This window comes from Streptomyces sp. NPDC002884 (assembly GCF_040295245.1).
In the GTDB taxonomy this organism is placed as follows: Bacteria; Actinomycetota; Actinomycetes; order Streptomycetales; family Streptomycetaceae; genus Streptomyces.
On the sequence record NZ_JBEOVB010000029.1, the window covers coordinates 58,763 to 84,310 of the forward strand.

General features: G+C 72.3%; 23 protein-coding genes and 1 riboswitch. Of the genes, 6 read left to right on the forward strand and 17 right to left on the reverse strand.

Translation table 11 applies throughout. From position 1 onward, the window contains the following. Positions 1-5: 5 nt before the first annotated feature. Positions 6-1,373 (reverse strand): C39 family peptidase, encoded by a 1,368-nt coding sequence (locus ABT070_RS36185; RefSeq protein WP_351767103.1) that lies wholly within the window; start codon positions 1,371-1,373, stop codon positions 6-8. Positions 1,374-1,565: 192 nt separating this feature from the next. Between ABT070_RS36185 and ABT070_RS36190 the strand changes: the two genes are divergently transcribed. Together ABT070_RS36190 and ABT070_RS36195 are read left to right on the forward strand one after the other, a co-directional pair. Then, positions 1,566-2,186 (forward strand): uridine kinase family protein, encoded by a 621-nt coding sequence (locus tag ABT070_RS36190; protein ID WP_351767186.1) that lies wholly within the window; start codon positions 1,566-1,568, stop codon positions 2,184-2,186. 438 nt (positions 2,187-2,624) lie between these two features. Further along, on the forward strand, positions 2,625-4,487 hold the full coding sequence (locus ABT070_RS36195) for an AAA family ATPase (protein ID WP_351767105.1): 1,863 nt from the start codon (positions 2,625-2,627) through the stop codon (positions 4,485-4,487). Positions 4,488-4,505: 18 nt separating this feature from the next. Here ABT070_RS36195 and ABT070_RS36200 read toward each other — a convergent pair whose 3' ends face one another. The 9 genes from ABT070_RS36200 to ABT070_RS36240 form a co-directional block, all read right to left on the reverse strand. Continuing rightward, the gene (locus ABT070_RS36200) at positions 4,506-5,630 is read right to left on the reverse strand and encodes a hemolysin family protein (RefSeq protein ID WP_351767107.1); all 1,125 of its coding nucleotides are present in this window, start codon (positions 5,628-5,630) and stop codon (positions 4,506-4,508) included. Further along, positions 5,627-6,952, reverse strand: coding sequence for a hemolysin family protein (locus ABT070_RS36205; protein ID WP_351767109.1), 1,326 nt, complete (start codon positions 6,950-6,952; stop codon positions 5,627-5,629). The genes ABT070_RS36200 and ABT070_RS36205 overlap by 4 nt, the downstream gene beginning before the upstream one ends. Positions 6,953-7,158: 206 nt before the next feature. After that, on the reverse strand, positions 7,159-7,626 hold the full coding sequence (locus tag ABT070_RS36210) for a PH domain-containing protein (RefSeq protein WP_351767111.1): 468 nt from the start codon (positions 7,624-7,626) through the stop codon (positions 7,159-7,161). Between the two features lie 14 nt (positions 7,627-7,640). Continuing rightward, positions 7,641-8,489: an ATP phosphoribosyltransferase gene (hisG, locus tag ABT070_RS36215; protein ID WP_351767112.1), complete on the reverse strand. Its 849-nt coding sequence runs from the start codon at positions 8,487-8,489 to the stop codon at positions 7,641-7,643. Positions 8,490-8,557: 68 nt separating this feature from the next. After that, a complete protein-coding gene (locus ABT070_RS36220; protein WP_054239553.1) occupies positions 8,558-8,830 on the reverse strand; it encodes a phosphoribosyl-ATP diphosphatase in 273 nt (90 codons plus the stop codon). Positions 8,831-8,863: 33 nt separating this feature from the next. Then, a complete protein-coding gene (ribH, locus tag ABT070_RS36225) occupies positions 8,864-9,349 on the reverse strand; it encodes a 6,7-dimethyl-8-ribityllumazine synthase (RefSeq protein WP_030613284.1) in 486 nt (161 codons plus the stop codon). Between the two features lie 37 nt (positions 9,350-9,386). After that, positions 9,387-10,676 (reverse strand): bifunctional 3,4-dihydroxy-2-butanone-4-phosphate synthase/GTP cyclohydrolase II, encoded by a 1,290-nt coding sequence (locus tag ABT070_RS36230; protein WP_351767115.1) that lies wholly within the window; start codon positions 10,674-10,676, stop codon positions 9,387-9,389. Further along, on the reverse strand, positions 10,673-11,314 hold the full coding sequence (locus ABT070_RS36235) for a nicotinamide mononucleotide transporter family protein (RefSeq protein ID WP_351767117.1): 642 nt from the start codon (positions 11,312-11,314) through the stop codon (positions 10,673-10,675). Before ABT070_RS36235 ends, ABT070_RS36230 begins: the two co-directional genes overlap by 4 nt. Further along, on the reverse strand, positions 11,311-11,916 hold the full coding sequence (locus ABT070_RS36240; protein WP_351767119.1) for a riboflavin synthase: 606 nt from the start codon (positions 11,914-11,916) through the stop codon (positions 11,311-11,313). Before ABT070_RS36240 ends, ABT070_RS36235 begins: the two co-directional genes overlap by 4 nt. A 146-nt stretch (positions 11,917-12,062) precedes the next feature. Then, positions 12,063-12,193: riboswitch (FMN riboswitch) on the reverse strand. A gap of 378 nt (positions 12,194-12,571) precedes the next feature. On the opposite strand from ABT070_RS36240, the gene ABT070_RS36245 reads away from it, so the two are divergent. Continuing rightward, positions 12,572-13,315, forward strand: coding sequence for an SDR family oxidoreductase (locus ABT070_RS36245; protein WP_351767121.1), 744 nt, complete (start codon positions 12,572-12,574; stop codon positions 13,313-13,315). A 201-nt stretch (positions 13,316-13,516) separates the two neighbouring features. Here ABT070_RS36245 and ABT070_RS36250 read toward each other — a convergent pair whose 3' ends face one another. Beyond that, entirely contained in the window at positions 13,517-14,755 is a 1,239-nt protein-coding gene (locus tag ABT070_RS36250; protein ID WP_351767123.1) for an ROK family transcriptional regulator, read from the reverse strand. Positions 14,756-14,899: 144 nt separating this feature from the next. Between ABT070_RS36250 and ABT070_RS36255 the strand changes: the two genes are divergently transcribed. After that, positions 14,900-16,111, forward strand: a complete 1,212-nt coding sequence (locus ABT070_RS36255) for an MFS transporter (RefSeq protein ID WP_451102060.1) — start codon at positions 14,900-14,902, stop codon at positions 16,109-16,111. Here the strand turns inward: ABT070_RS36255 and ABT070_RS36260 are convergent. Further along, a complete protein-coding gene (locus tag ABT070_RS36260; RefSeq protein ID WP_351767127.1) occupies positions 16,071-16,529 on the reverse strand; it encodes an acyl-CoA thioesterase in 459 nt (152 codons plus the stop codon). The two genes, ABT070_RS36255 and ABT070_RS36260, sit on opposite strands and share 41 nt — an antisense overlap. A 155-nt stretch (positions 16,530-16,684) precedes the next feature. Between ABT070_RS36260 and ABT070_RS36265 the strand changes: the two genes are divergently transcribed. Then, positions 16,685-18,064, forward strand: coding sequence for a uracil-xanthine permease family protein (locus tag ABT070_RS36265; RefSeq protein ID WP_351767129.1), 1,380 nt, complete (start codon positions 16,685-16,687; stop codon positions 18,062-18,064). Here the strand turns inward: ABT070_RS36265 and ABT070_RS36270 are convergent. Then, entirely contained in the window at positions 18,043-19,161 is a 1,119-nt protein-coding gene (locus ABT070_RS36270; RefSeq protein ID WP_351767187.1) for a glycoside hydrolase family 6 protein, read from the reverse strand. The two genes, ABT070_RS36265 and ABT070_RS36270, sit on opposite strands and share 22 nt — an antisense overlap. Before the next feature lie 142 nt (positions 19,162-19,303). Between ABT070_RS36270 and ABT070_RS36275 the strand changes: the two genes are divergently transcribed. Further along, positions 19,304-20,032, forward strand: a complete 729-nt coding sequence (locus tag ABT070_RS36275) for a DUF5995 family protein (protein WP_351767132.1) — start codon at positions 19,304-19,306, stop codon at positions 20,030-20,032. 64 nt (positions 20,033-20,096) lie between these two features. On the opposite strand, the gene ABT070_RS36280 is transcribed toward ABT070_RS36275, so the two are convergent. From ABT070_RS36280 to ABT070_RS36295, 4 genes are all read right to left on the reverse strand, one after another. Beyond that, on the reverse strand, positions 20,097-21,809 hold the full coding sequence (locus ABT070_RS36280; RefSeq protein WP_351767134.1) for a flavin monoamine oxidase family protein: 1,713 nt from the start codon (positions 21,807-21,809) through the stop codon (positions 20,097-20,099). 58 nt (positions 21,810-21,867) lie between these two features. Continuing rightward, a complete protein-coding gene (locus tag ABT070_RS36285) occupies positions 21,868-22,656 on the reverse strand; it encodes a carbon-nitrogen hydrolase family protein (protein ID WP_351767136.1) in 789 nt (262 codons plus the stop codon). 180 nt (positions 22,657-22,836) lie between these two features. Beyond that, entirely contained in the window at positions 22,837-23,961 is a 1,125-nt protein-coding gene (locus ABT070_RS36290) for an MFS transporter (RefSeq protein ID WP_351767138.1), read from the reverse strand. Positions 23,962-24,067: 106 nt separating this feature from the next. After that, positions 24,068-25,543 (reverse strand): HAD-IA family hydrolase, encoded by a 1,476-nt coding sequence (locus ABT070_RS36295; RefSeq protein WP_351767140.1) that lies wholly within the window; start codon positions 25,541-25,543, stop codon positions 24,068-24,070. Positions 25,544-25,548: the final 5 nt, after the last annotated feature.

Genomic DNA, 25,548 nt, shown 5'->3' on the forward strand with positions numbered 1-25,548 from the left:
CTTGCTCACACGGGGACCCCCACCGCCGTGAGCGCCTTGCACTGGCGGGCCGTCGGACGCGCCGGGAAGTAGAGGTAGCAGACGCCGCCGGTGCCGGAGGCGACCTTGCCGCTCGCGTTGTACCGCTTGGTCCTGAGCCAGATGTTCTCGAACTCCCGCCGCCGGTACACGCGCCGCACCGCAGCGTCGTCCGCCGAGAACGGGTCGTTGGCGATCACATCGCCCTCGGCCGTGAAGCCGATCACCGTCATCAGATGCCCGGAGGTGCCGTATCCCGCTCCCGTGAGCTCCTCCTTGAGGAACGACTGGGACGTTATGGCCGGGATCCCGGCCGCGATCAGCGTCTCCAGGTCGGTGAGCGAGCGGAGCCGGGTGACCACACCCTGAAGATCCTTGAAGGTGGCCGCGTAGGCGGCGTTGAACGGCCAGTTGCCGCAGCCGGCGTACTGGTGGTCGTAGGTGTGCCTGGCCGCGTGGCACACCTGCGGGTCGGCGTAGGACGGGTCGACCCACGCCAGCTGCTCGGCGGTCAGCCGGCCGCCCCAGTACTCGACGATCATCTGCGAGGAGGTGGGGCTGCACCAGGCCTCGCCGCCGCTGTCGTACTCGGGGTACTGGCCCAGGTGGATCTCCTGGGAGTAGCGCGGCACGGTCAGCTCCTGCGCCAGGCCGGGCACGGAGGCCGGGACGGTGAACCGGTCCGGGACGTCGGAGCCCATCGCGCCCAGCCGCCACACGGTCGGGGTGAGCTTGGTGCCGGGGCGTCGGTACAGGGTGAGGCGGAGGCGGCAGGAGGCGAGACGCAGTCCCGTCGAGGCGTCGTCGATCGCGAAGGTGTCGGTCCACACGGTGCTTCTGCCGTCGGTCTGGTCGTCGACCGAGGTGCGCTTGATGTCCTGGTCGCCGGAGGCCCAGCGGCCCATCACGTACCAGGGGGTGTCCGTGCCGTCGGAGTACGTGCCCTTCAGCTCGACCTGGAGCCAGGTGCCGGCCGGCGTGCTCGCGCTCCAGGAGGCGATCACCTCCGTCGAGGGGACGGCGAGCGTCTGGACCGGGGACGTCCAGGTCGCGTACTCCCAGGTGGCCGTGGTCTTGGTGTGCGGGTCGGTGTAGTCGACGGTGCCGAGCGGGGTGCCGACGGCGACGCCCGGGCGCTGGCCCGCCACGGCACGGGTGCCCTTGGCGGTGCCGGCGCGCCAGTCGGCGTACGTGGTCCAGGAGCGGTAGTCGATCGTCCGGGCCGGGGCCGACTCGGCGGCCGCGGTGTCCGCCCCGTCGGCGGCCGCGGCGGCCGGGGCCGAGCCCCCTGCCACGGCGGCGGCGACCGCGGCGGCGAGGACCGTTCTGCGGGACGGCTGTTCGGCTCTGCTCATGAGCGGGAGACCCCCAGGGTGTCTGCGCGGCTGTGCGCCAACTATGGACGGAGCGGGCCCCGCCTTCCAGCACTTCCGCCCGTGCCACGCCACCAATATTGGTCTGGGCCACTGGCAGGACGAGCGGTCGTAGACTCGCGCCGTACGACGTCTCTCCCCCTCGCCCCCGCTCTTCGCACCCCGGGACCCTCCATCCACCAGCTCGCCTCCCGCCTTCGCCGTCTGCCGCCGTCCTGTGGACCGGTACGGCTGATCGGTGTCGACGGACATGCCGGTTCGGGGAAGTCCACCGTGGCCAGGAGGCTGGCCGAGGCGCTGGGGGGCGCGCCGGTGCTGCGGCTCGACGACATCGCCAGCCACGACGAGCTGTTCGCCTGGACCGGGCGGCTGCTGACCCAGGTCGTCGAGCCGTTCGGCCGCGGCGAGACCGCGTACTACGCGCCCTACGACTGGCGCGCCCGCCGATTCGGCCCGCCGCTGCCGCTGCCCGCGGCCCCCGTCGTCCTGGTCGAGGGGGTCGGCGCCGGCCGCCGTGCCCTGCGGCCGTTCCTGGCGTGTCTGCTGTGGATGGAGATGCCGCCCGAGGAGGCCTGGGCGCGCGGGCGGTCCCGGGACGGGGAGGAGCAGCGGGAGTTCTGGGACGGGTGGGTCGCGGCCGAGATCCGTCACTTCGCCGACGATCCTTCGCGCCCCCATGCCGCCCTGCTGGTACGGCAGTTGAGGCAGGGGTACGAGGTGCTGCCGGGGCCTGCGGGAGACCTTGGACCGCACCAGGATGTCACCCACCGTGACGGACCACCCGCGATGTGGTGAACGTGTGAAGGGCCCCGCGTTCGAACTTCGCCAACTGCTTCAACTGTGCTTGACCGACGGCCCGTACAGGACTTACGTTCTGAATGTGCGGCTATCACAGCCGCCCTCGGACGCGAAGCCCCCGGTTGTTCCCCCGTGATCGGGGGCTTCGTTCTGCCCTCGACCCGTCCGACGCCCCCTTTCCGGACGCGGCACGGCGCGATTCGCTCACCCAGGGTCACCGTGCGGGATGCGCCCCGTCCGCTCCCACCTCGCCGAACGGCCTGTGCGGCACCCTACGGCGAGTGCCTCCCACGCAGGTACGATGCCCTCGGTGCGACCTGGGCGACTGCCTCGCGCACCTTGCAACTCCGGTCCGCGGCACAGCGGTTCGACCAAGGCAGCCGAAGGGCGACGCCCGGCGGCACACCGACGGGGGCACGGTTTGTGGGGGACGTGATGGACTTCGGCACGCAGGGCCCCGACGCCCCGGCCGACCTCGCCTGGCTGCGAGGCGTGGACGCCTACACGATGGGCGCCTATCCACAGGCGGAGGAGGAGTTCCGCACCGCGGTGCGGATCGATCCCGGGATGGCCGACGGCTGGCTCGGGCTGCACGCGCTGCGCGTCGACACGACGACCGCGCTGCTCAGGATGTTCCGGCACCGCGAGCGCTTCGGCGAACAGCGGACCCGGCACCGCCGCACCCTCAACTCCTGGTACTGGCTGGGCTGGTGGGTGCAACCGGTGCTGGAGAGTCCGCGCGACCTGCTCCTCGCGCACGCCTCGCACTGGCTGGACGGCCGCCACGTGCCCGAACTGGACCGGGCGCTCGCCGGGCTGCCGCCCGTCGACACCGACCACCAGGTCCGCTTCCTGCACGCCTGCCGCGCCTATCTGGTCAAGGACTGGGAGCAGCTGGTCCGGCACACCGACCCGCTGGTCGACGACCCCCTGCTGGGCATCGAGGCCGGTCTGTTCGGCGGGATGGCCCGGGTGCGCCTGGAGATGTACGGACAGGCCGAGCCCCTGCTGTCGTCGGCCCTGATGCGCTGCCGCAGCGAGCAGCCGCAGCGCAAGGAGCTGCGGTACTGGCTGGCCCGCGCCCATGAGGGAACGGGCCGTTCGGCGGCGGCTCTCCCCCTGTACCGGGCGGTGCACCGCGTCGACGCCGCCTTCATGGACACCTCGGCCCGGCTCGCCGCGATCGCCGAGGGCGACGGGTACGACGATCCCGCCGACTTCGCGGCGATCACGCTCACCGGGGTCGGGCAGGACATGGTGGACGGCCCGGACGGCTTCGACCCGCTGTTCGGCACCGAGGGCCGGGATCTGAGGCTCACCGAGCCCTCCGACCTGCCGCCCGTGGTCCCGCTGCCGTCGGTGACCGACCCGGCGGTGCGGGAGAGGACCGTCGTCTCCTCTTCGCTGCCGGCCGGGCCGACCGATCCCGCTTTACTGGAGGAGGCGCTCGCCGAACTGGAACGCATGGTCGGCCTGGAGCCGGTGAAGCGCCAGGTCAAGGCCCTGTCCGCGCAGCTCAACATGGCGCGGCTGCGGACCGGCCAGGGCCTTCCTGTCCAGCCGCCGAAGCGGCACTTCGTCTTCTCCGGCCCTTCCGGCACCGGCAAGACCACGGTGGCCCGGATCCTCGGCCGTGTCTTCTACGCCCTCGGTCTGCTGGGCGGCGACCATCTCGTGGAGGCCCAGCGCGCCGACCTGGTCGGCGAGTACCTCGGCCAGACGGCCGTGAAGGCCAACGAGCTGATCGACTCCGCCCTCGGTGGCGTGCTCTTCGTCGACGAGGCGTACTCGCTGTCGAACTCCGGTTACGGCAAGGGCGACGCGTACGGCGACGAGGCGCTCCAGGTGCTGCTGAAGCGGGCCGAGGACAACCGGGACCACCTGGTGGTGATCCTGGCCGGCTATCCGGAGGGCATGGACCGTCTGCTCGCCGCCAACCCGGGGCTGTCCTCCCGCTTCACGACCCGCGTCGACTTCCCCTCCTACCGGCCCCTGGAGCTCACCTCCATCGGCGAGGTGCTGGCCGCGGAGAACGGCGACGCGTGGGACGAGGAGGCCCTGGACGAGCTGCGCTCGATCGCCGGGCACGTCGTGGACCAGGGGTGGATCGACGAACTGGGCAACGGCCGGTTCCTGCGGACCCTGTACGAGAAGAGCTGCGCCTACCGGGATCTTCGGCTGTCGACCTATCCGGGCGGGCTGACCCGCGACGACCTGTCGACCCTGCGGCTGCCGGATCTGATGCAGGCGTACGGGGAGGTCCTGTCGGGGAGGGGGCCGCAGGATCCGGCGGTGTGACGGATCCCGCGGCTCCTCTCAGCTCGCCAGCGCTTCCTCCGGGGACGTGGGCCCGCCCTGCTCGAGCGGAGCCGAGACCTTGGGGGAACTCCCCCTCGGTTCGGTCAGCCGGATCCCGGAGACCTCCCGGTGCGCGGGGTCGGTGACCTCGCCCACCAGCAGCTCCAGCACGTCCTCCAGCGCGACCAGGCCGAGCACCCGGCCGGACGCGTCGGCCACCTGCGCCAGATGGGTGGCCGCCCGGCGCATCACCGTCAGCGCGTCGTCCAGCGGCAGTTCGGAACGGAGCGTCGTCATCGGCCGCCAGACCTGCTGCGGCACCGCCCGCTCGGAGTCCTCCACGTCGAGGACGTCCTTCACGTGCAGATAGCCCATGAAGGCGCCGTTCTCCGCGGCCACCGGGAAGCGGGAGTAGCCGGTACGGGCGGTCAGCGCGACGATCTCCCCGGGGGTGACCGACGGGCTGACCGTCACCAGGGACTCGCGCTTGAGCAGCACGTCCGTCACCGGGCGGGAGCCCAGCTCCAGCGCGTCCTCCAGCCGCTCCTGCTCCTCGGGGTCGAGGAGGCCGGCCTGGCCGGAGTCCTCCAGCAGGCGGTTCAGCTGCTCGCTGGTGACGACGGCCTCGACCTCGTCCCTGGGTTCGACGTGGAAGAGCCGCAGGATGCCCCGGGCGCAGGCGCCGAGGGCCACCGTGATCGGCCGGCAGACCCGGGCGAAGGCGACCAGGCCGGGGCTGAGCCACAGCGCGGCCTTCTCGGGGGCCGCCATGGCGAGGTTCTTCGGGACCATCTCGCCGATGACGAGGTGGAAGAAGACCACGGCCGCGAGGGCCACCACATAGCCCAGCGGGTGGATCATGCCGTGCGGGAGGCGGACCGCCTCGAGCAGCGGCTCCAGCAGGTGCGCGACCGTCGGTTCGGCGACCGCGCCCAGGGTGAGGGAGCAGACGGTGATGCCGAACTGGGCCGCCGCCATCATCTGCGGCAGGCGTTCCAGACCGTAGAGGACCTGACGGGCCCGTGCGGTGCCCAGGGGCTCGATCTGGCTGCGGCGGACGGAGACGAGCGCGAACTCGGCGCCGACGAAGAATCCGTTGGCGAGCACGAGCAGCGCGGCGAAGAGAAGCTGGAAGGCGCTCATCGGGCGGCCTCCACGACCTGGCCGGTCCGCACCAGGCGGACCCGCTCGGCCCGGTTGTGGCCGACGCGGCGCACGGAGAGCCGCCAGCCGGGCAGTTCGGCCCGGTCGCCGACGGCCGGGATCCGGCCGAGCAGGTCGGCGACCAGCCCGGCGACCGTCTCGTACGGGCCCTCGGGGACCTGCAGGCCTATGCGCTGGAGGGTGTCGACACGGCAGCTGCCGTCCACGTCCCAGGCGGGCCTGCCCTCCTCGGGCGGGGCCGCCGCGAGTTCGGGCGTGTCCTGGCCGTCGTGCTCGTCACGGACCTCGCCGACGATCTCCTCGACGATGTCCTCGAGCGTGACCACGCCGGCCGTGCCGCCGTACTCGTCGACGACGACGGCGATGGGCTGCTCGCTGCGCAGCCTGGCCAGCAGGGGCTGGACCGGCAGGGTCTCCGGGACCAGCAGCGCGGGGCGGGCGATACGGCCGAGCGGGGTACGCAGCCGGTCGTGGACGGGGACCGCCAGGGCGTCCTTGAGATGGACCATGCCGACGATCTCGTCGATCTTCTCGCGGTAGACCGGGAACCGGGACAGGCCGGTGGCCCGGGTCAGGTTGACCACGTCCTCGGCGGTGGCCGACGACTGAAGGGCGCTCACCTTCACCCGTGGGGTCATGACGTGCTGAGCGGTCAGCTCGGCCAGCGACAGGGTCCGGACGAAGAGGTCGGCCGTGTCCTGTTCGAGCGCCCCGGCCTGGGCCGAGTGACGGGCCAGGGAGACGAGTTCGCCGGGGGTGCGCGCGGAGGCCAGCTCCGCGGTGGGCTCGATGCCCAGGGCGCGCACCAGCCGGTTGGCGACGGTGTTGAGCGCCGCGATCACCGGCCGGAAGAGGCGGGAGAAGCCGGCCTGCGGGCCCGCGACGAAGCGCGCGACCTGGAGGGGCTTGGACACCGCCCAGTTCTTGGGCACGAGCTCGCCGATCACCATCTGCACGGCGGAGGCCAGCAGCATGCCGACGACCACCGCGACACCGGCGACGGCGCCCTCGGGGATGCCGATCGCGGTGAACGGGCCGTGCAGCAGCTCGGCCAGCGCCGGTTCGGCGAGCATGCCGACGACGAGCGAGGTGATGGTGATGCCGAGCTGGGTGCCGGAGAGCTGGAAGGACAGTTCCTTCAACGACTCGACGACCGTGTGGGCTCGTCTGTCGCCCTCGGCGGCGGCCTTCTCGGCGTCCGGCCGCTCGACCGTGACAAGGCCGAACTCGGCGGCGACGAAGAAGCCGTTGGCGAGGATGAGCAGGAACGCGGCTGCCAGGAGCAGCAAGGGGGTGGTCATGATGCCGCCGCCTCCGAACCAGGTCGGATAGGGGCGGCGCAGGTACTACAGGACGAACCGTCCATCGCCGGAGGGAGTCACTCCTCGGGTAGCAGGAACCCCTGTGCACCCGGCAGGGAGCCACAGGGGTGGAGGCGTAAGGGGAACGCCTCCGTCACCAGATTAATCAAGACAGGGGCATGAGCGGCAGGGTGGACGGCCCCGAGTCAGCCCTGATCTTGCTCTGTGGACGCCTCGGGGTCCCGGACGGACCGGGCTTCCGCGAGGGTCCGCAGGGTGCGCGCGTCGGCGATGGCCTGCCGCTTGTCGATGCCCGGCTGAATGCCGAGGGCGGGCAGGCTGGTGCCGTCGCTGAGGTTGAGGAACACCCAGGGGTCGCCCGGACGGAGGTTCACCTGGACGATCTCGGCCCAGTCCAGGCGCCTCCTGCTGGCGATGTTCACGACGGTGACACCGCGGTCGTCGGCGACGACGCGTACCCGGGCGAGCTGGGCCAGCACCCAGAAGATGAGGGCGCCGGTGAGGACGAAGCTGAGCCGCTCCCCCGGGCCGAGCTGCTCCAGCAGCATCGCCACGGCGGAGATGACGAGGAGGATCACCACTCCGGCCGTGAGCAGCACCACACGGGTGCGCCCTGGCCGGAAGGTGACGGGGAGGTTCGGCAGGTTGGACATGTTCCCGGCTGAGGTCAGAGGCGGCAGGCGTGGATGGCCGTGGTCAGGATGGCGCGGGCGCCGATGTCGTAGAGGTCGTCCATGATCCGCTGTGCCTCCTTGGCCGGGACCATGGCACGGACGGCGACCCAGCCCTCGTTGTGCAGCGGGGAGACGGTCGGCGACTCCAGTCCCGGGGTCAGCGCGACGGCCTTCTCCAGCTGCTCCACGCGGCAGTCGTAGTCCATCATCACGTACGTCCGGGCGACCAGGACGCCCTGGAGGCGGCGCAGGAACTGCTGCACCTTGGGCTCCTCGACGTCCGCGCCGGTGCGGCGGATCACGATGGCCTCGGACTTCATGATGGGCTCGCCGAAGACCTCGAGACCCGCGTTGCGCAGTGAGGTGCCGGTCTCGACGACGTCGGCGATGACCTCGGCGACGCCCAGTTCGATCGCGGTCTCGACGGCGCCGTCGAGGTGCACGACGGAGGCGTCGATGCCCCGCTCGGCCAGGTGCTTGTCGACGATGCCCTCGTAGGAGGTGGCGACCGTCCGGCCCTGGAGGTCCTCGAGGACTTCGGCCGTGCCCGGCTTGGCGGCGAAGCGGAAGGTGGAGCGGGCGAAGCCGAGCGGCAGGATCTCCTCGGCGTTGGCGCCGGAGTCGATCAGCAGGTCACGGCCGGTGATGCCGATGTCGAGGCGCCCGGAAGAGACGTAGATCGCGATGTCCCGGGGGCGGAGGTAGAAGAACTCGACGTCGTTGACCGGGTCGACGATCCGCAGTTCCTTGGACTCGCGGCGCTGCTGGTAGCCGGCCTCATGCAGCATCTCCCCCGCGGGGCCTGACAGGGAACCCTTGTTGGGGACGGCGATGCGCAGCATGAGGTCGGCTTCCTTCGCGTGGAACGTGACGATCGGGGTGGATGTGTGGGGTGGTGGCTGAAAAAGGTTTACAGGTGGGCGTACACGTCGTCCAGCGAGATTCCGCGGGCGACCATCATCACCTGGACGTGGTAGAGCAGCTGCGAGATCTCCTCGGCGGCTGCCTCCTTGCCTTCGTACTCGGCGGCCATCCAGACCTCGGCGGCCTCTTCGACGACCTTCTTGCCGATGGCATGGACGCCCTTCCCGACCAGTTCTGCGGTGCGGGAAGTGGCGGGGTCGCCGCTGGCGGCCTTCTGCTGGAGCTCGGTGAAGAGCTCCTCGAACGTCTTCTTGGACATGGTGATCCCACCCTAGCCGTTGCGCCGGCCTGCCTACCGCCAGGGTTCGGATACTGAGCGGAGGGTGGCCGCGGTCGCCACCGCCGCCGTCACCGCCTCGTGCCCCTTGTCCTCGTTGGAGCCCTCGATTCCGGCCCGGTCCAGGGCCTGCTCCTCGGTGTCGCAGGTGAGGACGCCCATGCCGACGGGCACGCCGGTCTCGACCGAGACCTGGGTGAGGCCCTGGGTGACGCCCTGGCACACGTACTCGAAGTGCGGGGTGCCGCCACGGATGACGACGCCGAGGGCGACGATCGCGTCGTAGCCCCGCCCGGCCAGCACCTTGGCGACGACCGGGAGCTCCCAGCTGCCGGGGACCCTCAGCAGGGTCGGCTCGTCGATGCCGAGGTCGTGCAGGGCGCGCAGCGCGCCGTCGACCAGTCCGTCCATCACCTTCTCGTGCCACTGTGCCGCGATGACGGCGACCCGCAGGTCACCCACATTGCGTACGGACAGTTCCGGTGCGCCCTTGCCGCTCACGTCTCTCCTCTTGCCTCTCGTGCCTTGCCGACTTGCGTTACTGGTTGCCGCAGGGGGACACGGGGGCCGTGTCCAGCCAGGGCAGATCGTGTCCCATCCGGTCCCGCTTGGTGCGCAGGTAGCGGATGTTGTGCTCGCCCGCCTGTACGGGCATCGGCTCGCGCCGGGTGACCTCGATGCCGTGCCGGACGAGGGCGTCGGTCTTCTCGGGGTTGTTGGTCATCAGCCGCACGCTGCGCACGCCGAGGTCCTCGAGGATCTGCGCGCCGGCCGCGTAGTCGCGGGCGTCGGCGGGCAGGCCCAGCTCCAGGTTGGCGTCGAGGGTGTCGTGCCCCTGCTCCTGGAGCTCGTAGGCCCTCAGCTTGGACAGCAGACCGATGCCCCGGCCCTCGTGCCCGCGCAGATAGACGACCACGCCCCGGCCCTCGCTCTGGATGCGCTCCAGCGACGTGTCGAGCTGGGGGCCGCAGTCGCAGCGCTGGGAGGCGAAGATGTCGCCGGTGAGGCACTCGGAGTGCACCCGGACGAGGACGTCCTCGCCGTCGCCGAGCTCGCCGTGGACGAGGGCGACGTGCTCGACCCCGTCGACGGTGGAGCGGTAGCCGTACGCGGTGAAGGTGCCGTGGACGGTGGGCAGCCGGGTCTGCGCCTCGCGGCGGACGGTGGGCTCGGCGCTGCGGCGGTAGGCGATCAGGTCCTCGATGGAGATGATCGTCAGGCCGTGCTTGCGGGCGAACGGGATCAGTTCGGGCAGGCGGAGCATCCGGCCGTCCTCGCCGGCGATCTCGACGATCGCGCCGGCCGGGCGCAGCCCCGCGAGACGGGCGAGGTCGACGGCCGCCTCGGTGTGGCCGTCGCGGGTCAGCACACCGCCGGGCTTGGCGCGCAGCGGGAAGATGTGACCCGGGCGGACGAAGTCCGTGGCCTCGGTGACGCCGCTCGCCAGGAGCCGCAGCGTGGTGGCGCGGTCGGCGGCGGAGATGCCGGTGGTCACGCCGTGGGCGGCGGAGGCGTCGACGGAGACCGTGAACGCGGTCTTCATCGACTCGGTGTTGTCCTCGACCATCTGCGGGAGCTTCAGGCGCTCCAGTTCGTCGCCCTCCATGGGGGCGCAGATCAGGCCGCGGCACTCGCTCATCATGAAGGCGACGATCTCGGGGGTGGCCTTCTCCGCGGCGATGACGAGGTCCCCCTCGTTCTCGCGGTCCTCGTCGTCGACGACCACCACGGGACGGCCCGCGGCGATGTCGGCGATGGCCCGCTCGACGGGGTCCAGGGCGAAGTCCTCGATGCCGTCCGTGCTGTAGAGGATCGGTGCGGTACTCATGCCGGCGCTCCTTCCAGAGCGGGTCGCGAGGCCTTGCGGGAGCGCAGCCACCAGTCGCGCATGCCCCACAGGACGAGCGCGCCGTAGATGACGTAGACGAAGCCGGAGAAGGCGTAGCCGTTGGCGAAGTTCAGGGGGACGCCGACGAGGTCGACGAGGAGCCAGGCGATCCAGAACTCGACCATGCCGCGCGCCTGGGCGTACATGGCGACGATCGTGCCGACGAAGATGTAGGCGTCCGGCCAGGGGTCCCAGGACAGGGAGGGGTGGGCCTTGAACAGCAGGGCCACGGCGACGGTGCCCGCGGCGGCGGCGCCGGCCATGGCCGCCCGCTCGGTCCAGGACGCGAAGCGCGGGGTGATCTGGCCGTCCCCGGACCGTCCCCTGCTGCGGTTCCACTGCCACCAGCCGTACAGGGCGACGACCATGACGACGACCTGCTTGCCGGCGCTGCCGGTCAGATGGCCGTAGAAGGCGCCGAACAGGACGAGCCCGGAGAGGAACTGCACCGGCCAGGTCCACAGGGAGCGGCGCCAGCCGAGGGCGAGGGTGATCAGGCCCAGGATGTTGCCGATCATGTCCGACCAGAGGATGTGCTGGTCGAGGAGGGTGAAGGCCTCGGAGTTCAGCGAGTTCACTGCGCCGCTCCCCGGGTGGTGGTCAGCAGGCGCTCGACGTACTTGGCGACGATGTCCACCTCGAGGTTGACCGGGTCGCCGGGCTGCTTGAGGCCGAGCGTGGTCAGGGCGAGGGTGGTGGGGATGAGGCTGACGGTGAAGAAGTCCGGGCCGGCCTCGACGACGGTGAGGCTGATGCCGTCGACGGTGATGGAGCCCTTCTCCACGACGTACCGGGCGAGGCCGGCGGGGAGGGAGATCTTGATGATCTCCCAGTTCTCGGAGGGCTTGCGCTCCAACACCGCGCCGGTGCCGTCGACATGGCCCTGCACGATGTGCCCGCCGAGGCGGTCGCCGACGGCGGTGGGGCGTTCGAGGTTGACGCGGGAGCCGACGCCGAGCGCTCCGAGGCTGGAGCGGTCCAGGGTCTCCGCCATGACGTCGGCGGTGAACTCGTCGCCCTCGTGCTCGACGACGGTGAGACAGACCCCGTTCACGGCGATGGAGTCGCCGTGCTTCGCGCCGTCGGTCACGACGGGGCCGCGCAGACGGAAGCGGGAGGCGTCGCCGAGATTCTCGACGGCGGTGACCTCACCCAGCTCTTCGACGATTCCGGTGAACACTTCCCGGGTCCTCCTGCCTCTTCGGGCACGGACTCCGGGGCCTGTCGATGACGACAGCAGGTACGGGCAACGACACCGGGGGCGACGCCGGACAGACTCGTCCGCGGACGAGTACGTATACGGCGGCGCGCACGAATGCCCGCCCGCCGCGCACTGCCTCCCATCCGGACTTTAACCGTCGGTCCAGGAATTTCACCTGGTCAACCGGCCGCTGGAAGCGACCGGGTCGCGGACTGTAACCGCCGGTTCGGACTTTCACCGACCCCGGAGTGCGCTGCTTTGGTTTACAGGGCCAGTGTGCCACGCCGGGTACGCGTCCATACAGGTGAAAAATGTGGGGTGGCTCACAGGTCGTCAATTCGGGTTGCGCCCGCTGCGGTTCGGGGTCGACCCCGACACGGCCCAGGATTGGTCCATACCTATTGACGTAGTGGTCTAGTCCTTTCTAGGGTCGACGGAGTGCGGCCCGGCGGCGGTGACGACGGCCCTTGCCCGCCGCCGGGTCCCTTCGCTCCGGCCGATCGCCGCACGCCCCGTCGGACGGGAACCCCGCCGTGAGCTGCGGGACATGCGGGCCCCGGCCGACCCGGACAAGCTTGACCGACGGAGCGCGTTCCGGCCGGGAGCGCGCCCGTGTCCGAAGGGGCTGAACGGTATGACCACGATCCTCGTGACCGGCGGTACGGGAACCCTCGGGCGGCTCGTCACCGACCGGCTGCGGACGGACGGGCACGAGGTGCGGGTACTGAGCCGGCACAGCGAGCCGTACGCCGTCGACCTGCGCGAGGGCGGGCCGGGACTGGACGCGGCCGTCGCGGGCGTGGACACGATCGTGCACTGCGCGACCACTCCGCGCGGCGACGACGAGCAGGCGGCCGCGAACCTGATCGCCGCGGCCCGGCAGGCCCGGGTGGCGCACCTGCTCTACATCTCGATCGTCGGCGTCGACCAGGTGCCGTTCGGCTACTACAAGGCCAAGCTCGCCGTGGAGAACCTGCTGGCGGAGTCGGGGCTCGGCTGGACGGTGCTGCGCGCGACCCAGTTCCACGACCTGCTGGTCCAGCTGTTCCAGGGGCTGGCCAAGGTGCCGGTGATGATGCTGCCGGCCGGGGTGAGCGACCAGCCGGTGGAGGTCGCGGAGGTCGCCGACCGGCTCGCGGAGCTGGCGGCGGGCGCGCCGGCCGGCCGGGTCGACGACATGGGCGGACCCGAGGTCCGCACGTTCGAGTCGCTGGCGCGCGCGTTCCTGAAGGCGAGCGGCCGGCGGTGCGCGGTGGTGAACGTGCCGCTGTGGGGCGCGGCCTACCGGGGCTTTCGCACGGGAGGTCACCTGGCGCCGGAACGGGCGGTGGGCAAGGGCACGTTCGAGGACTACCTGGCGACGCGCATCCGGCGCTGAAGCGCATCCGGCGCGGCCTGCCCGCCGTCGCAGCAGACCCGTCACTGAAGCGCACCCGCCGTCGACCTGCATCCGACATCCGTGCGCGTCCCGGTGCGGGTGCGCATCCGTCGTAGAGCGCGTCCCGGCGTGAATGCGCGGCCGGCGTCAGAACGCGTCCCGGCGTGGGTGCGCGGCCCGGCGTGGGTGCGCGGCCCGGCGTCAGGGCGTGTCGGTCCCGCGCGCCGTGCCGAAGAGTTCCTCCTGGGCGGCGTCGCGGGCCGTCAGCAGTGCCCCGCGCAGCACCGCGCCGCCGCCCAGGGCGCTGGGGCGCACCTCCGTGGGCAGCGGGGCCATCTGCCGCAGGCGCCGTGCCACCCGGCCGGCGAGGGCCTCCCCGCCGGCTTGGCCGACCTCCCCGCCGAGGACCACACAGCCGGGGTCCAGGACGGCGACGACGGAGGCCGCGCCGAGGGCGAGACGGTCGGCCAGGGCGTCGAGGAAGCCGCCCGCGGCCGCGGAGTCCGGCGCGTCCACCGCCGCGCGCACCAGCGCCGCCGCCACCGGCTCGTCGGAGCGCGCGTGCGCCGTCAGCCCGTACTCCCCCGCCAGCGCGGCGATCGCCGCCGAGCCGGCCAGCGAGTGGAAGCCGCCCTCGCAGTCCGTCGCCGAGGGCAGTCCGTTCGTGCCCGGTACCGGCAGGAAGCCGATCTCGCCGGTGCCGCCGGAGGCGCCGCGGCGCAGCGCGCCGTCCAGGACGACGGCCGCGCCGGTGCCGTGGCCCAGCCACAGCAGGACGAAGGTGTCGCGGTCCCGGGCGGCGCCCTCGCGCTGTTCGGCCAGGGCGGCCAGATTGGTCTCGTTCTCGACGAGCGCGTGGGCGTCCGGGAAGCGTTCCTGCAGCGCGGCCACCAGCCGGCGGTGCCACTCGGGCAGGCCGCTGGAGTCGCGCAGTTCGCCGCTCGACGGGTCGATCAGCCCGGGTGCGCCGATGCCCAGGGTGTGCAGCCGGCCCCATGCCCGGACGCCCTCGCGCGGGGGCGGCCCCATGGCCTCGGCCTCCTTCGCCGCCCGTTCGACCAGCGAGACCGCCTGTTCCACGGCCGTCCCGGTGCCCGTGTCACCGCCGATCGGCACGGACGCCTCGGCGAGCACCCGGCCGACCAGGTCCGAGACGAGCACCGCGACCCCTTCCGTGCGCACGTCCAGCGCGGCCAGACGGGCGCGGTCGGCGACGATGCCGTAGAGCTTGGCGTTCGGTCCGCGTCGCTGCTCGCCCGCCTCGCCGACCACCTCGATCAGACCGGCGGCGGTGAGGCGTTCGACGAGGTCGGCGACCGACGGGCGGGACAGGCCGGTGAGCTGCTTCAACTGCCCTGCCGTCAGTGGGCCTTCGTACTGAAGCAGCCGGAGGGCGAGCCGGTCGTTGATGGCCCGGGCGGTGCTCGGGGAAGCGGGCATGGCGGGAATCCTCCCACGGCCGAGGGGGACCCGATCGGCGGTGGCCCACCATCGGCCCCTATTTATCAGGCAGGGTTCCTGATAGTTTACGACGGCATCGCGGCGGCGCGGCGCGGATCCGGAAGGGACGGGAGAATGAGCGGAGTGGACGCAGTGATCCACACACCGTCGGAGGTCCGGCGCTCCCGGTACGCCGTGGCGGCCGTGTTCGCCGTGCACGGCGCGGTCACCGGTTCGTTCGCGACCCGTGTGCCGTGGATCCAGGACCACGCCGACGTGTCCACGGGACAGCTCGGGTTCGCGCTCGCCTTCACGGCGTTCGGCGCGGCCTGCGCGATGCCGCTGGCCGGCTCGATCACACATCGCTTCGGCAGCCGCGCGGCCCTGCGCGCGCTGCTCGCGCTGTGGACGCTGTCGCTGACCCTGCCCGCCCTCGCCCCGAACCTGCTGACGCTCTGTCTGGCGATGTTCGCGTACGGCGCGTCCGCGGGCATGGCCGACGTGGCGATGAACGCCCTGGGCGTCGAGGTGGAGCGGCTGCTCGTCAGGTCGATCATGTCGGGGCTGCACGGCATGTGGAGCGCGGGCGCCCTGATCGGCTCGGCGGGCGGGACGCTCGCCGCGCACCTGGGTGCGGACGCGCGCGTGCACCATGTGCTGTCGGCGGCGGTCCTCACCCTCCTGGGCCTGCTGGCCTGCCGCTGGGTGCTGGACCTGCGGCCGGCCGAGGACGAGGAGCCGCCCCCGCGGTTCACGCTGCCGCCGCGCTCGGCGCTGCTGATCGGCGCGGTCGGGTTCTGCGCGGTGTTCGCGGAGGGCGCCAGTCTGGACTGGTCGGCCGTCTACCTGCGCGACGAGCTCGACTCGTCGGCCGGGGCGGCGGCCGCCTGCACGACCGGCTTCATGTTCACGATGGCGGTGGCCCGGATCGTCGGCGACGCGGTGGTGAACCGGTTCGGCGCGGTGCGTACCGTCCGGGCGGGCGGTGTCCTCGCCGCGCTGGGCGGGCTGATGATCGTCGTCGCGGGGCACCCGGCGGTGGCGATGGGCGGGTTCGGGCTGATGGGACTGGGCATCGCGGTCGTCGTACCGCTGTGCTTCGCGGCGGCCGGGCACAGCGGGCCCAACCCGAGCCAGGCCATCGCGGGCGTCGCGACGATCACCTACACCTCCGGCCTGATCGCGCCGAGCCTGATCGGCGGGGTGGCACAGGCGACCAGCCTGGTGGTGTCGTTCGGGGTGGTGACGCTGCTCGCGTGCGGGCTCGTGCTGTTCGCGGGTGTGCTGCGGGGCGGCGAGCGGACCGGCGCGAAGGTCAGCCCGCGGGCCGCAGCAGTGCCCGACCCCCGGCCCTGAAGGCGTCGCTCCACGGTGTGGGGCGCAGGGTGGTCGCGTCGAGTCGCACCAGGACGCGGGTGCCCCGCGCGTACGTCGTGCCCCCGTCCGCCGAGCAGAACCGGAAGCCGTACGTCAGCCCCGTGCCGCCGAGCCGGTCCAGCCAGAGGTGGACGGCGTACGTGCCGGTACGGGTGACCGGGGCCTCGTAGCCGATCAGCAGTTCCCTGACGACGTTGCAGGCGTCCCCCGCGCTCGCCCAGTCGCCCTCGAAGCGGACCCCGTTCTCCTGCCAGAACTCGGTCCAGGCCCGCTCGACGAGCAGGGGGTAGCGGGCGTTGTGCAGCATGCCCAGCGCGTCCAGGTCGTCGAAGTGGACGGTGACGGGCATGAGCCGGCCGTACGACACAGCTGGGGCGCCAGGGGCTTCGGTGGTCACGGCGGGGACTCCTGTGCGGGTACGAGGTGCGTGCATGAGGTGCGTGTATGAGGAAATCACCCCCATCGTAAGGGGTCGCTAAGCGGTCGCTCACCCTCCGGTTTCACGTGAGAATGGTCCGGACATCCGCATCCCCAGGAAAGCGAACCCGCACCATGGATCTTGGCGTCCGCTGGAAACTGCACGGCGACGGACGCACCCCGGCGCCCGGCGCGGTGGTCCGTCCCGACGAGCGGCTCTCCTGGCCCCGTACGGCGGGGCTCGGCGCCCAGCACGTGGTGGCGATGTTCGGGGCCTCTTTCGTCGCGCCCGTCCTCATGGGCCTCGACCCCAACCTCGCCATCATGATGTCCGGCGTCGCGACCGTGATCTTCCTGCTCGCGACCCGCGGCCGGGTGCCCAGCTACCTCGGGTGCTCGCTCTCCTTCGTGGGCGTGGCCGCGGTCATCCGGGCACAGGGCGGGACGAGCGCCACGGTCACCGGCGCGGTGTTCGTCGTCGGGGTGGCGCTGTTCGTCGTCGGACTGGCCGTGCAGCGGTTCGGGGCGCGGATCATCCACGCCGCGATGCCCCCGATCGTGACCGGCGCCGTCGTGATGCTCATCGGCTTCAACCTCGCCCCGGTCACCGCCACCACCTACTGGCCGCAGGACCAGTGGACGGCCCTGCTGGTCATGGCGTTCACCGGTATGGCCGTCGTCTGCCTGCGTGGTTTCTGGTCCCGCATCGCGATCTTCCTCGGCCTGGTCTTCGGGTACGGCATCTCGTGGTTGTTCGACCGGGTCTTCGGCCGGATCCACTCAGCCGACGCGAGCGGCAAGGTCACCGATCACTGGCGGCTCGACCTGTCCGGGGTCGGTCACGCCGACTGGATCGGGCTGCCCACCTTCCACGGCCCGTCCTTCGAGTGGTCGGCGATCCTCGTGGCGTTGCCCGTCGTCATCGCGCTGGTCGCGGAGAACGCGGGGCACGTCAAGGCGGTCGGCGAGATGACCGGCGACGACCTGGACGACCGGCTCGGTACGGCGATCTCCGCCGACGGCGTCGGCTCGATGCTGTCCACGGCGGTGGGCGGCCCGCCCAACACCACCTACTCCGAGAACATCGGCGTGATGGCCGCGACCCGGGTCTACTCGACGGCCGCCTACTGGGCCGCCGCCGGGTTCGCCCTGCTCTTCGGCCTGTGCCCGAAGTTCGGCGCGATCGTCGCCGCGATCCCCGGCGGGGTCCTCGGCGGCATCACCGTCATCCTGTACGGCATGATCGGCCTGCTCGGCGCGCAGATCTGGATCACCGCCGGGGTCGACCTGCGCAACCCGCTGAACCTGGTGCCGGCCGCGGCGGGCATCATCATCGGCGTCGGCAACGTCTCGCTGGAGTTCACCGACACCTTCTCGCTGAGCGGCATCGCGCTCGGCACGGTCGTCGTCATCACCGGCTACCACGCGCTGCGCGCGTTCGCGCCCGCCCACCTCAAGTCGCCGGGACCCCTGCTAGACGAGGGCACCAGCAGCTACGACGACGCCAGTTCGTAGGCGTACGACGGGCTGAACTCGCCGGCCGCCCCCTTGCAGCCGTCCGACTCCCCCGGCAGCTTCACCCACAGATAGGCGTCGATCCGGGCCTCCCCGGTCCGGAAGGTCGGGGCCCGGCCGATGCTCCGCCCGTCCGGGTCGCACCACTCGCCGGCCGCCGGCGCGCCGTTGCCGTTGCGGCTGGTGTCGATGACGGCGCCCAGGCCGGGCGGGCCGCCCAGGGCGTCCAGGACCCGGCGGTCGTAGGCGACCTCGTCGGCCGTGCGGTGGAAGTTGGAGACGTTGCTGAAGATCCCGTCGGAGGACGCGGCCGAGGCGGCGCCGGCCTGTCTCAGCAGGGCGGCCTGCTCGGCCGGGGCGTTCCAGCCGGAGTGCCCCGCGTCGTAGTAGACGCGTGCCTTCGGGTCGGCCGCCTTCAGCACGCGTCCCGCGCGGGCCAGCGCGGCGAGGCGGGCGGCCCGTCCGGCCTCGTCGAGGCAGTCGGTCTGGGCCACGGAGTCGGGCTCCAGGACGACCACCACCTCGCCGGAGCCGAGCCCGGCGGCGAACCCGTCGATCCAGCCCGCGTAGGCGTCGAGGTCGGGCGCCCCGCCCTCGGAAGCGCCGCCGCAGTCACGGTCCGGGATCGCGTACGCCACGAGCACCGGGACCCGGCCCTGACCGGCGGCGCCCGCCGTGACCGCGCGGACCCGCGAGGTCACGGTGTCGGGGGCGTACTCGGTGAACCACACGGCCGCCGGCCGGCTCGCGATCCGGGACTCGATGACGGCGGTGCGCGGATCCCCCGGGTTGTCGTGCACCCAGTCGAGGACCTGGGACTCGGGGTGGCGGTAGAGGCTCGTGGTCACGGCGGCCGCCCGCGGCTTTCGCGCGGTACGGCCGGGCGAGGGCGTCGGCCGTACGGTCGGGGCGGAGGCCGAGGGGGACGCCGACGGGGACGGCGGGTTCGCGGTCGAGGGGGACAGGAGCGTCGCGCTCACCTTCGGACGGGCCCGGTCGGTGCCGCGTGCGCCGTCGCCCTCGTCCCCGTCCCCGAGGGCGGTCAGCATCCCCGCGGCGGTGCCCAGAGCCACCACCACCGAGGCGGCGGCGACCATGACACCCCGCCGTCCGGCCCGTCCCTCACGTACGCCTCGCACCGTGCTGTTCCCCTCCCGTGCGACGGGCTCGTTCCCCCGTTCCGGGGAAGCGTCGGGCCCGCCGACACGCGGGCCAGCCTAGGACTGTCACCCTGCCCCCATGCCGCAAACGGAACAGTTCACCGCTCCCGTCGAGACAGTCCTCGACACGGACCGCACGAGTGTCGACGATGTGCTCGCCCGGATGCGCGCCCTCGACGCGGCCCTGCCTCCCGGGGACGGCATCGCGGTCTTCAACCGCGTCTACCTCGCGGTGACCCAGGAGGTCGGCCGGCGCATCGACACGGGCCGGTTCCCGGACGCGCGGGCCGCGACCACGCTGGACGTACGGTTCGCCGAGCGCTACCTGGACGCGGTGGACCCGGGGCCGGCCGACCGCCGGCCACCGGCCTGCTGGCGGCCGCTGCTCCAGTTCCGCCGCCATCCCGGCGTACGCCCGCTGCAGTTCGCGCTCGCGGGCGTCAACGCGCACATCGGGCACGACCTGGCGCTCGCCGTGGTGGACGCCTGTCGTAGCCTCGGCTGCGAACCGGCCGAGCTGGAGGACGAGTTCGACCGCGTGGGCGAGCTACTCGGCTCGCTGGAGGAACGCATCCGCGAAGAGCTGATGCCGGGCCCCGACCTGTTGCAGATCGCCGACCCGCTCACCCATCTGCTCGGCTCCTGGAGCCTGGAGCGCGCCCGGGACGCCACCTGGACGGCGGCCCGGGCCCTGTGGGCGCTGCGCCGGCTCCCCGACGTGGCCGGGGAGTTCACCGAACGCCTCGACACGGCCGTGGGCTTCGCGGGCCGCATGATGCTCACCCCGCTGTCGGGCCTCGTCCTGTGAGACCGCGGCCCGCGAGATCTCGTACCGTGCGGCCTCGCGCTGTACGGCCTCGTGCTGTGCGGCCTCAGTCCTCCGGGAGTTCCACCGGCGCGATCTCGTCGTACACGTCGCCCGGGCCCGGGTTGGTCGCGTCGGTCGTCCCGCCGAAGTGGTGCATGACGCCCCAGACCGCGTTCAGCGCGGTCTGCACCGCCCCCTCGGCCCAGCCCGCGGTCCAGGAGATGTCGTCGCCGGCGAGGAACACGCCCCGCTTGTCCTCGGGCAGCCGGTCCTGCATGAAGTGGGTGAACAGGCGCCGCTGGTAGCGGTAGTGGCCGGGCAGGTTGGCCTTGAACGCGCCCATGAAGTAGGGCTCGTTCTCCCAGGAGACCGTCACCGGGTTGCCGATGATGTGCTTCCGGATGTCGACGTTCGGATAGATCTCGCCGAGCGACTTCAGCATGACCTCCATCCGCTCGTTCGCGGACAGCGGCAGCCACTTGAGGCTGTCGTCGCACCAGGTGTACGACAGGCAGATGACGGCGGGCCGGTCCGGGCCGTCGTCGAGGAGGTAGGTGCCGCGCGTCATGCGGTCGGTGAGCGTCATCGACATGACGTCCCGGCCCGTGGGATTCCCCCTGTCGTCGACGGCCTTGTCGAGCCAGAACGGCCTGTCCACCGGCACGAACAGCTTGCTGGACTCCATGTAGTGGGTGCGCTCGATCGCCGTCCAGTGGTCGATCGGGAAGAGCGAGTCGTCGCAGGCGATCTTCGACAGAAGCATCCAGGACTGCGCGGTGAAGACCGCCGCCGGGTAGGTGCGGATGTCGCCGTTCGCGTCCGTCACGGTGATCCCGTTGCCGGCGGTCCGGTGCAGCCGGGTCACGGCCGGGCGGGGCTCGCCGCCCTGGTGCAGGCTCGCCAGCGAGGTGCCGTACGCCCAGTGGACGATCTTCTCGGGCTCGCGCTCCCAGAGGCGCAGCGGCAACTGCTGCGAGCCGCCGACGATCCCGCGGTGGTGGTCGTCGGCCTCGGTGTAGACGACGCGCAGGATCTCCAGGATGGAGTTCGGGAAGTCGGTGTCCCAGCCGCCGGTGCCGAAGCCGACCTGGCCGAAGATCTCGCGGTGCCGGAAGGACTTGAAGGCCTCGGAGTCGCAGAGGAAGCCGTAGAAGGTCTGGTTGTCGAGCTTCTCGACGAGCTTCGCCCAGATCTCGCGGATACGCGGCACGTCCCGCTCGCGCATGGCCTGGTTCATGTCGGAGAAGTCGGCGCCCTCTTCGAGGCACTTGTTCCAGGCGTCGGCGACATCACGGTAGACCTGCGGCAGGTCCGCGGCCGTCTCGGCGTAGTGCGACTCGCCCTTGAGGTCGACGACCGTCGAAGGGGTCGCCTCCGCGAGGGGGTTGGGGAAGGGCTGGGTCTCCAGTCCCACCAGGTCGATGTAGTGCTGGAGCGCCGTGGAGGACGGCGGGAAGCGCATCGCGCCCATCTCGGCGGTGAGGGAGGGGTCGCAGCCGTCGAAGCCGACGGTGCGCAGCCGTCCGCCGATCCGGTCGGCCTCGTAGACGACCGGCTTGAGGCCCATCTTCATCAGCTCGTACGCGGCCACGACGCCGGACAGTCCGCCGCCGATGACGGCGACCTCCGTGCCGTGCTCGGTCGCGGGGATCTGGCCGAGGCCCGCCGGGTGGGCGAGGAAGTCGTCGTACGCGTAGGGGAAGTCCGGGCCGAACATGGTGATCGGCGGCTGCTGCTCGTCTGCGTGCTCGACGGCGTTGGGCACGGTGGACGTCATGGGGTACGGACTCCTGGGAGGCTCAGGGGGTGGAGGTGCGGAGCGGGTGCGGCCGGGTTCAGACCAGGGACCCGTACAGGCCGGGGCGGCGGTCCTTCAGGTACGGGTTCGCCTCGCGGGAGGCGGCGAGGGCGACCGGGTCGGCGTCGGCGAACACCAGCTCCTCGCCGCGGCCGGCGCGGGTGCGGGCGACCCCGTCGGGGCCGGCCAGCGTGGAGAGGCCGACGAACTCGAACTCGCCTTCCTGGCCGACCCGGTTGACGTACGCCACGTACATCTGGTTCTCGAAGGCGCGGACCGGGATCACCGACTCGGCGACGAACTGGAAGGGGTGCATCTGCGCCGTCGGCACGACGAGGAGGTCGGTGCCGGCGAGGGCGTGGGCGCGGACGTTCTCCGGGAACTCGACGTCGTAGCAGATCATGAGGCCGACGGTGAGGCCGTTCAGCTCGGCCTGGACGACCGGCTGCCCGCCCGGCCGGAAGTGGTCGCGCTCGAAGCAGCCGAAGAGATGGGTCTTGCGGTAGTTCGCGAGCCGGTCGCCGTCGGCGGAGATCAGCTGGGCGGAGTTGTGGACCGTCTCGCCGTGGCGCTCCGGATAGCCGTACGCGACGGCGAGGCCGTGCCGGCCGGCGATCTCGGCGACGGCGTCCGCGGAGTCCCCGTCGGCGGGCTCGGCGAGACGGGCGATGTCGTCGCCGATCGCGTATCCGGTGAGGAACATCTCCGGCGCGACGAGCAGCCCGGCGCCCGCGGCGGCGGCCCGGTCCGCGGCCTCGTCGAGGACCTTCAGGTTCTCGACGACGGAGCCGGGGCGGCCGGAGCTCTGGAGCAGGGCGGTACGCATGCGTGATCCTCACCGGACGGAAGGGTGGTTGTGGGGGCCATCTAGACGGTACGGGCGCCCGCCCGGCCCGGACAAGAAGGAGCCGTTGCGCGCCGGTGAGCGGATCGTTGCGTGCGCGGGCCGCCGGGCGGCGATTCGTTGCGCCCCCTCGCTCACCCCTCACGCCTCACCCCTCACGCCTCACCCCTCACCCCTCACCCGGCGCCTGCCCCTCCCCCGGGCCCGCCTCGACATCGTCGACGCCGTCACCAGGTACGGCACCGCGCACAGGGCGAAGACGACGCCGTGCGGGAACGTCGAGCCGAGGGCGCCGTACGCGCCGTACACCGCGATGGTCACCACCTCCGTCCCGAGACCCGCGACCGAGGTGAGGGTGGCCCGGCCGGCGCCCTCGACGCGCTGCTGGAGCCGGACGTCGGCCAGGACCGTCGCCAGCTGGAAGCCGCCGAAGGCGAGGGCGACCAGGGCGACGCCGGCCGGGGTGCCGCTGATCCCTCCGACGGCGAGGGCGAGCGCGGAGAGGGCGAGCAGCACGGCGAATCCCCCGCGGCCCAGGCGCTCGGCCGGTCCGGCGAGGAGGCTTCCGGCGGTGACGCCGGCCCAGATCAGCACCAGCAGGTGCGGGATGTTCGCCTCCGGTACGCCCGTCTCCCCGACCAGCAGGGGCGTGTACTCGTCGAGGGCGCCCCACACCGCCGACACGGCCGGCACGAGCAGCAGGGCACCGCGTACGGAGCGGTCGCGGCGGGCGTCGGCCAGTCCGGCCCGCAGGGTCGCCGGCCGGCTGTCGCCGTCGCCCGTCGGACGCCGGTGCTCGGAGAAACGGGTCGCCGTCGCGGCGCAGAGCAGACACGCCAGCACGCTGGCCGCGCCGACGGCCGGGTATCCGCCGACCGCGAAGACCGGCCCGGCCAGGCCCATCGCCGTCATCACGGCCACCTGGCCCACCGCGTGCGCGCGGCCCATGAGCCGGGCGTACCGGTCCGCGGCGCCGGCCCGGTCGAGCTCCTCGTAGACCAGTGCCTCCAGCGCGCCGGAGCCCAGCGCGCCACGCGCGCCCCACAGGACGAAGCCGGCCGCGAAGGCCCCGTACGACGGGAACAGCACCCACAGCGCGAAGCCGGCCGCGCCCAGCAGCGGGCCGACCCACAGCAGCAGCCGTCGCGAGACGGCGTCCGCCCAGGCGCCCGAGGGCACCTCCAGCAGGACGCCGGTCAGCGACCACAGGACGAACAGGGAGGAGATCTGCCCGACGGACAGGCCGCTGTCCGCGAACAGCAGCGCGTACACCGGGTAGAGCAGCACGAACTCGTCGAGGAACGCGTACGCGTACAGCGTGGCGGTCAGTCGACGGACGTCGGGGCCGGTCGTGGATCAATGTCGCCAGGTCATGACACCGATGGTAGACAGTTCACGCCCCGCCGCCCACCGGTTTCCCCGTGATCGTGAGGGGGGTGACCGCGAAGGTGGTGATCACCGCGGCGTGGTCGGAGGGCCAGTCGTTGTCCTCGACGTCCGGCCACGGCCGGGGACTGCCGGTGACGTGGGTCCGGGAGTCGAGCACCCTGAGGCCCCGGTGGAGCACGAAGTCGATCCGGTCCTGCGGCTCCGGGCGACCGCTGCCGTCCTCGTGCTCGGCGTGCACCGGCGACCAGGTGTGCCCGGGCTCCCGTACGGGGTCGGGGTGCGCCTCGCGGTACGAGTCGGCGAAACCGGCCTCCTCGGCGGCCCCGGTCACCGGCCACCCGACGTCCGGCCGGTCCAGGTGGGAGGGGCTGTTGAAGTCACCGACGAGGACGACGGGCGCCGGGCCCGCTCCGATCCGGTGCAGGGCGTCCCGCAGCCGCGCGAGCCGTTCCCCCTCGTGGGCGATCAGGGCGTCCGCGGCGAGCCCGTCGAAGGCGGACTCGTAGGGCCCGTACGGCGCGCAGTCCAGGTGGGCCGTCCAGACGTCGACCGCGCTGCCGCCGACTTCGATCCGGACACCCGCCGCGCCGTAGAAGCCCACGTCGGGGTCGCCGAGGGCGGCCGTGATCGGGTGGCGGCTGATGATCCCGAGGTTCTCCCCGGCCCGGTGGTGGTGCCAGCCGAGGGCGTCGGCGAGCTCCTCGGCGGCGGTGCCGTACGTCTCCTGGAGACCGACCACGTCCACGTCGGTCTCGGTGAGGATCTTGAGCTGCTTGGCCCGGTGGTCGCGGACCTTCGTACCGCCGTACCAGAGGTTCCAGGTCATGACGCGGAGCCGGTGCGGCAGCAGGGAGCGCAGCCGCCCGGGGGTGACGCCCTCCAGGCCGGCCACGACGGTCCGGCCGGGCGCCCTCCCGATCGGCGCGAGCGACGGCACGGCCAGCACCGTGCAGCCGGCCGCCTCGGCGGAGGCCACACCGGTCTCGGTGTCCTCGACGGCCACGCAGGCCGCCGGGTCGACGCCGAGGGTGTGGCAGGCGGCGAGGTAGGGGTCGGGGGCGGGCTTGGTGTGCTCGGTGTCGTCGGCTGTGACGGTGACGGCGAAGCGGCCCGCGCCGAGCGCGTCGAGCACCGTGTCGGCGACCGCCCGGGGCGACGCGGTCACCAGCGCCGTCGGTACGCCCTCCCGGGCCAGGGCGTCGAGCAGGGCGAGCGCGCCGGGGCGGGGCACGACACCGGCCAGCACCCGGTCCGCGAACTCCCGGTGGAGCGCCTCGGCGAGCCCCGGGGCCGGCCGGCCCGTGGTGGTGGCCAGCCAGTGGGCGGTGTGCTCGACGGGACGGCCGAGCACCTCCGGCCGGTCCGCCTCGGTCAGGGCCCGTCCGGCCACCCGTTCCACCGCCTCCCACCACAGCCGCTCGGTGTCGACGAGCGTGCCGTCCATGTCGAACAGGACGGCCTGGAGGGGAAGTTGCGTCACGGTTG

Bases quoted from the DNA above. Each gene is read 5' to 3' on its own strand.
- ABT070_RS36245 (WP_351767121.1), top strand. From the start codon at position 12,572: ATGACCACGATCCTCGTGACCGGCGGTACGGGAACCCTCGGGCGGCTC.
- ABT070_RS36185 (WP_351767103.1), bottom strand. From the start codon at position 1,373: ATGAGCAGAGCCGAACAGCCGTCCCGCAGAACGGTCCTCGCCGCCGCG.
- ABT070_RS36210 (WP_351767111.1), bottom strand. From the start codon at position 7,626: ATGTCCAACCTGCCGAACCTCCCCGTCACCTTCCGGCCAGGGCGCACC.
- ABT070_RS36280 (WP_351767134.1), bottom strand. From the start codon at position 21,809: ATGACGTCCACCGTGCCCAACGCCGTCGAGCACGCAGACGAGCAGCAG.
- ABT070_RS36270 (WP_351767187.1), bottom strand. From the start codon at position 19,161: ATGGTCGCCGCCGCCTCGGTGGTGGTGGCTCTGGGCACCGCCGCGGGG.
- ABT070_RS36205 (WP_351767109.1), bottom strand. From the start codon at position 6,952: ATGACCACCCCCTTGCTGCTCCTGGCAGCCGCGTTCCTGCTCATCCTC.
- hisG (WP_351767112.1), bottom strand. From the start codon at position 8,489: ATGCTGCGCATCGCCGTCCCCAACAAGGGTTCCCTGTCAGGCCCCGCG.
- ABT070_RS36275 (WP_351767132.1), top strand. From the start codon at position 19,304: ATGCCGCAAACGGAACAGTTCACCGCTCCCGTCGAGACAGTCCTCGAC.
- ABT070_RS36230 (WP_351767115.1), bottom strand. From the start codon at position 10,676: ATGAGTACCGCACCGATCCTCTACAGCACGGACGGCATCGAGGACTTC.
- ABT070_RS36200 (WP_351767107.1), bottom strand. From the start codon at position 5,630: ATGAGCGCCTTCCAGCTTCTCTTCGCCGCGCTGCTCGTGCTCGCCAAC.
- ABT070_RS36220 (WP_054239553.1), bottom strand. From the start codon at position 8,830: ATGTCCAAGAAGACGTTCGAGGAGCTCTTCACCGAGCTCCAGCAGAAG.
- ABT070_RS36195 (WP_351767105.1), top strand. From the start codon at position 2,625: ATGGACTTCGGCACGCAGGGCCCCGACGCCCCGGCCGACCTCGCCTGG.
- ABT070_RS36265 (WP_351767129.1), top strand. From the start codon at position 16,685: ATGGATCTTGGCGTCCGCTGGAAACTGCACGGCGACGGACGCACCCCG.
- ABT070_RS36250 (WP_351767123.1), bottom strand. From the start codon at position 14,755: ATGCCCGCTTCCCCGAGCACCGCCCGGGCCATCAACGACCGGCTCGCC.
- ABT070_RS36285 (WP_351767136.1), bottom strand. From the start codon at position 22,656: ATGCGTACCGCCCTGCTCCAGAGCTCCGGCCGCCCCGGCTCCGTCGTC.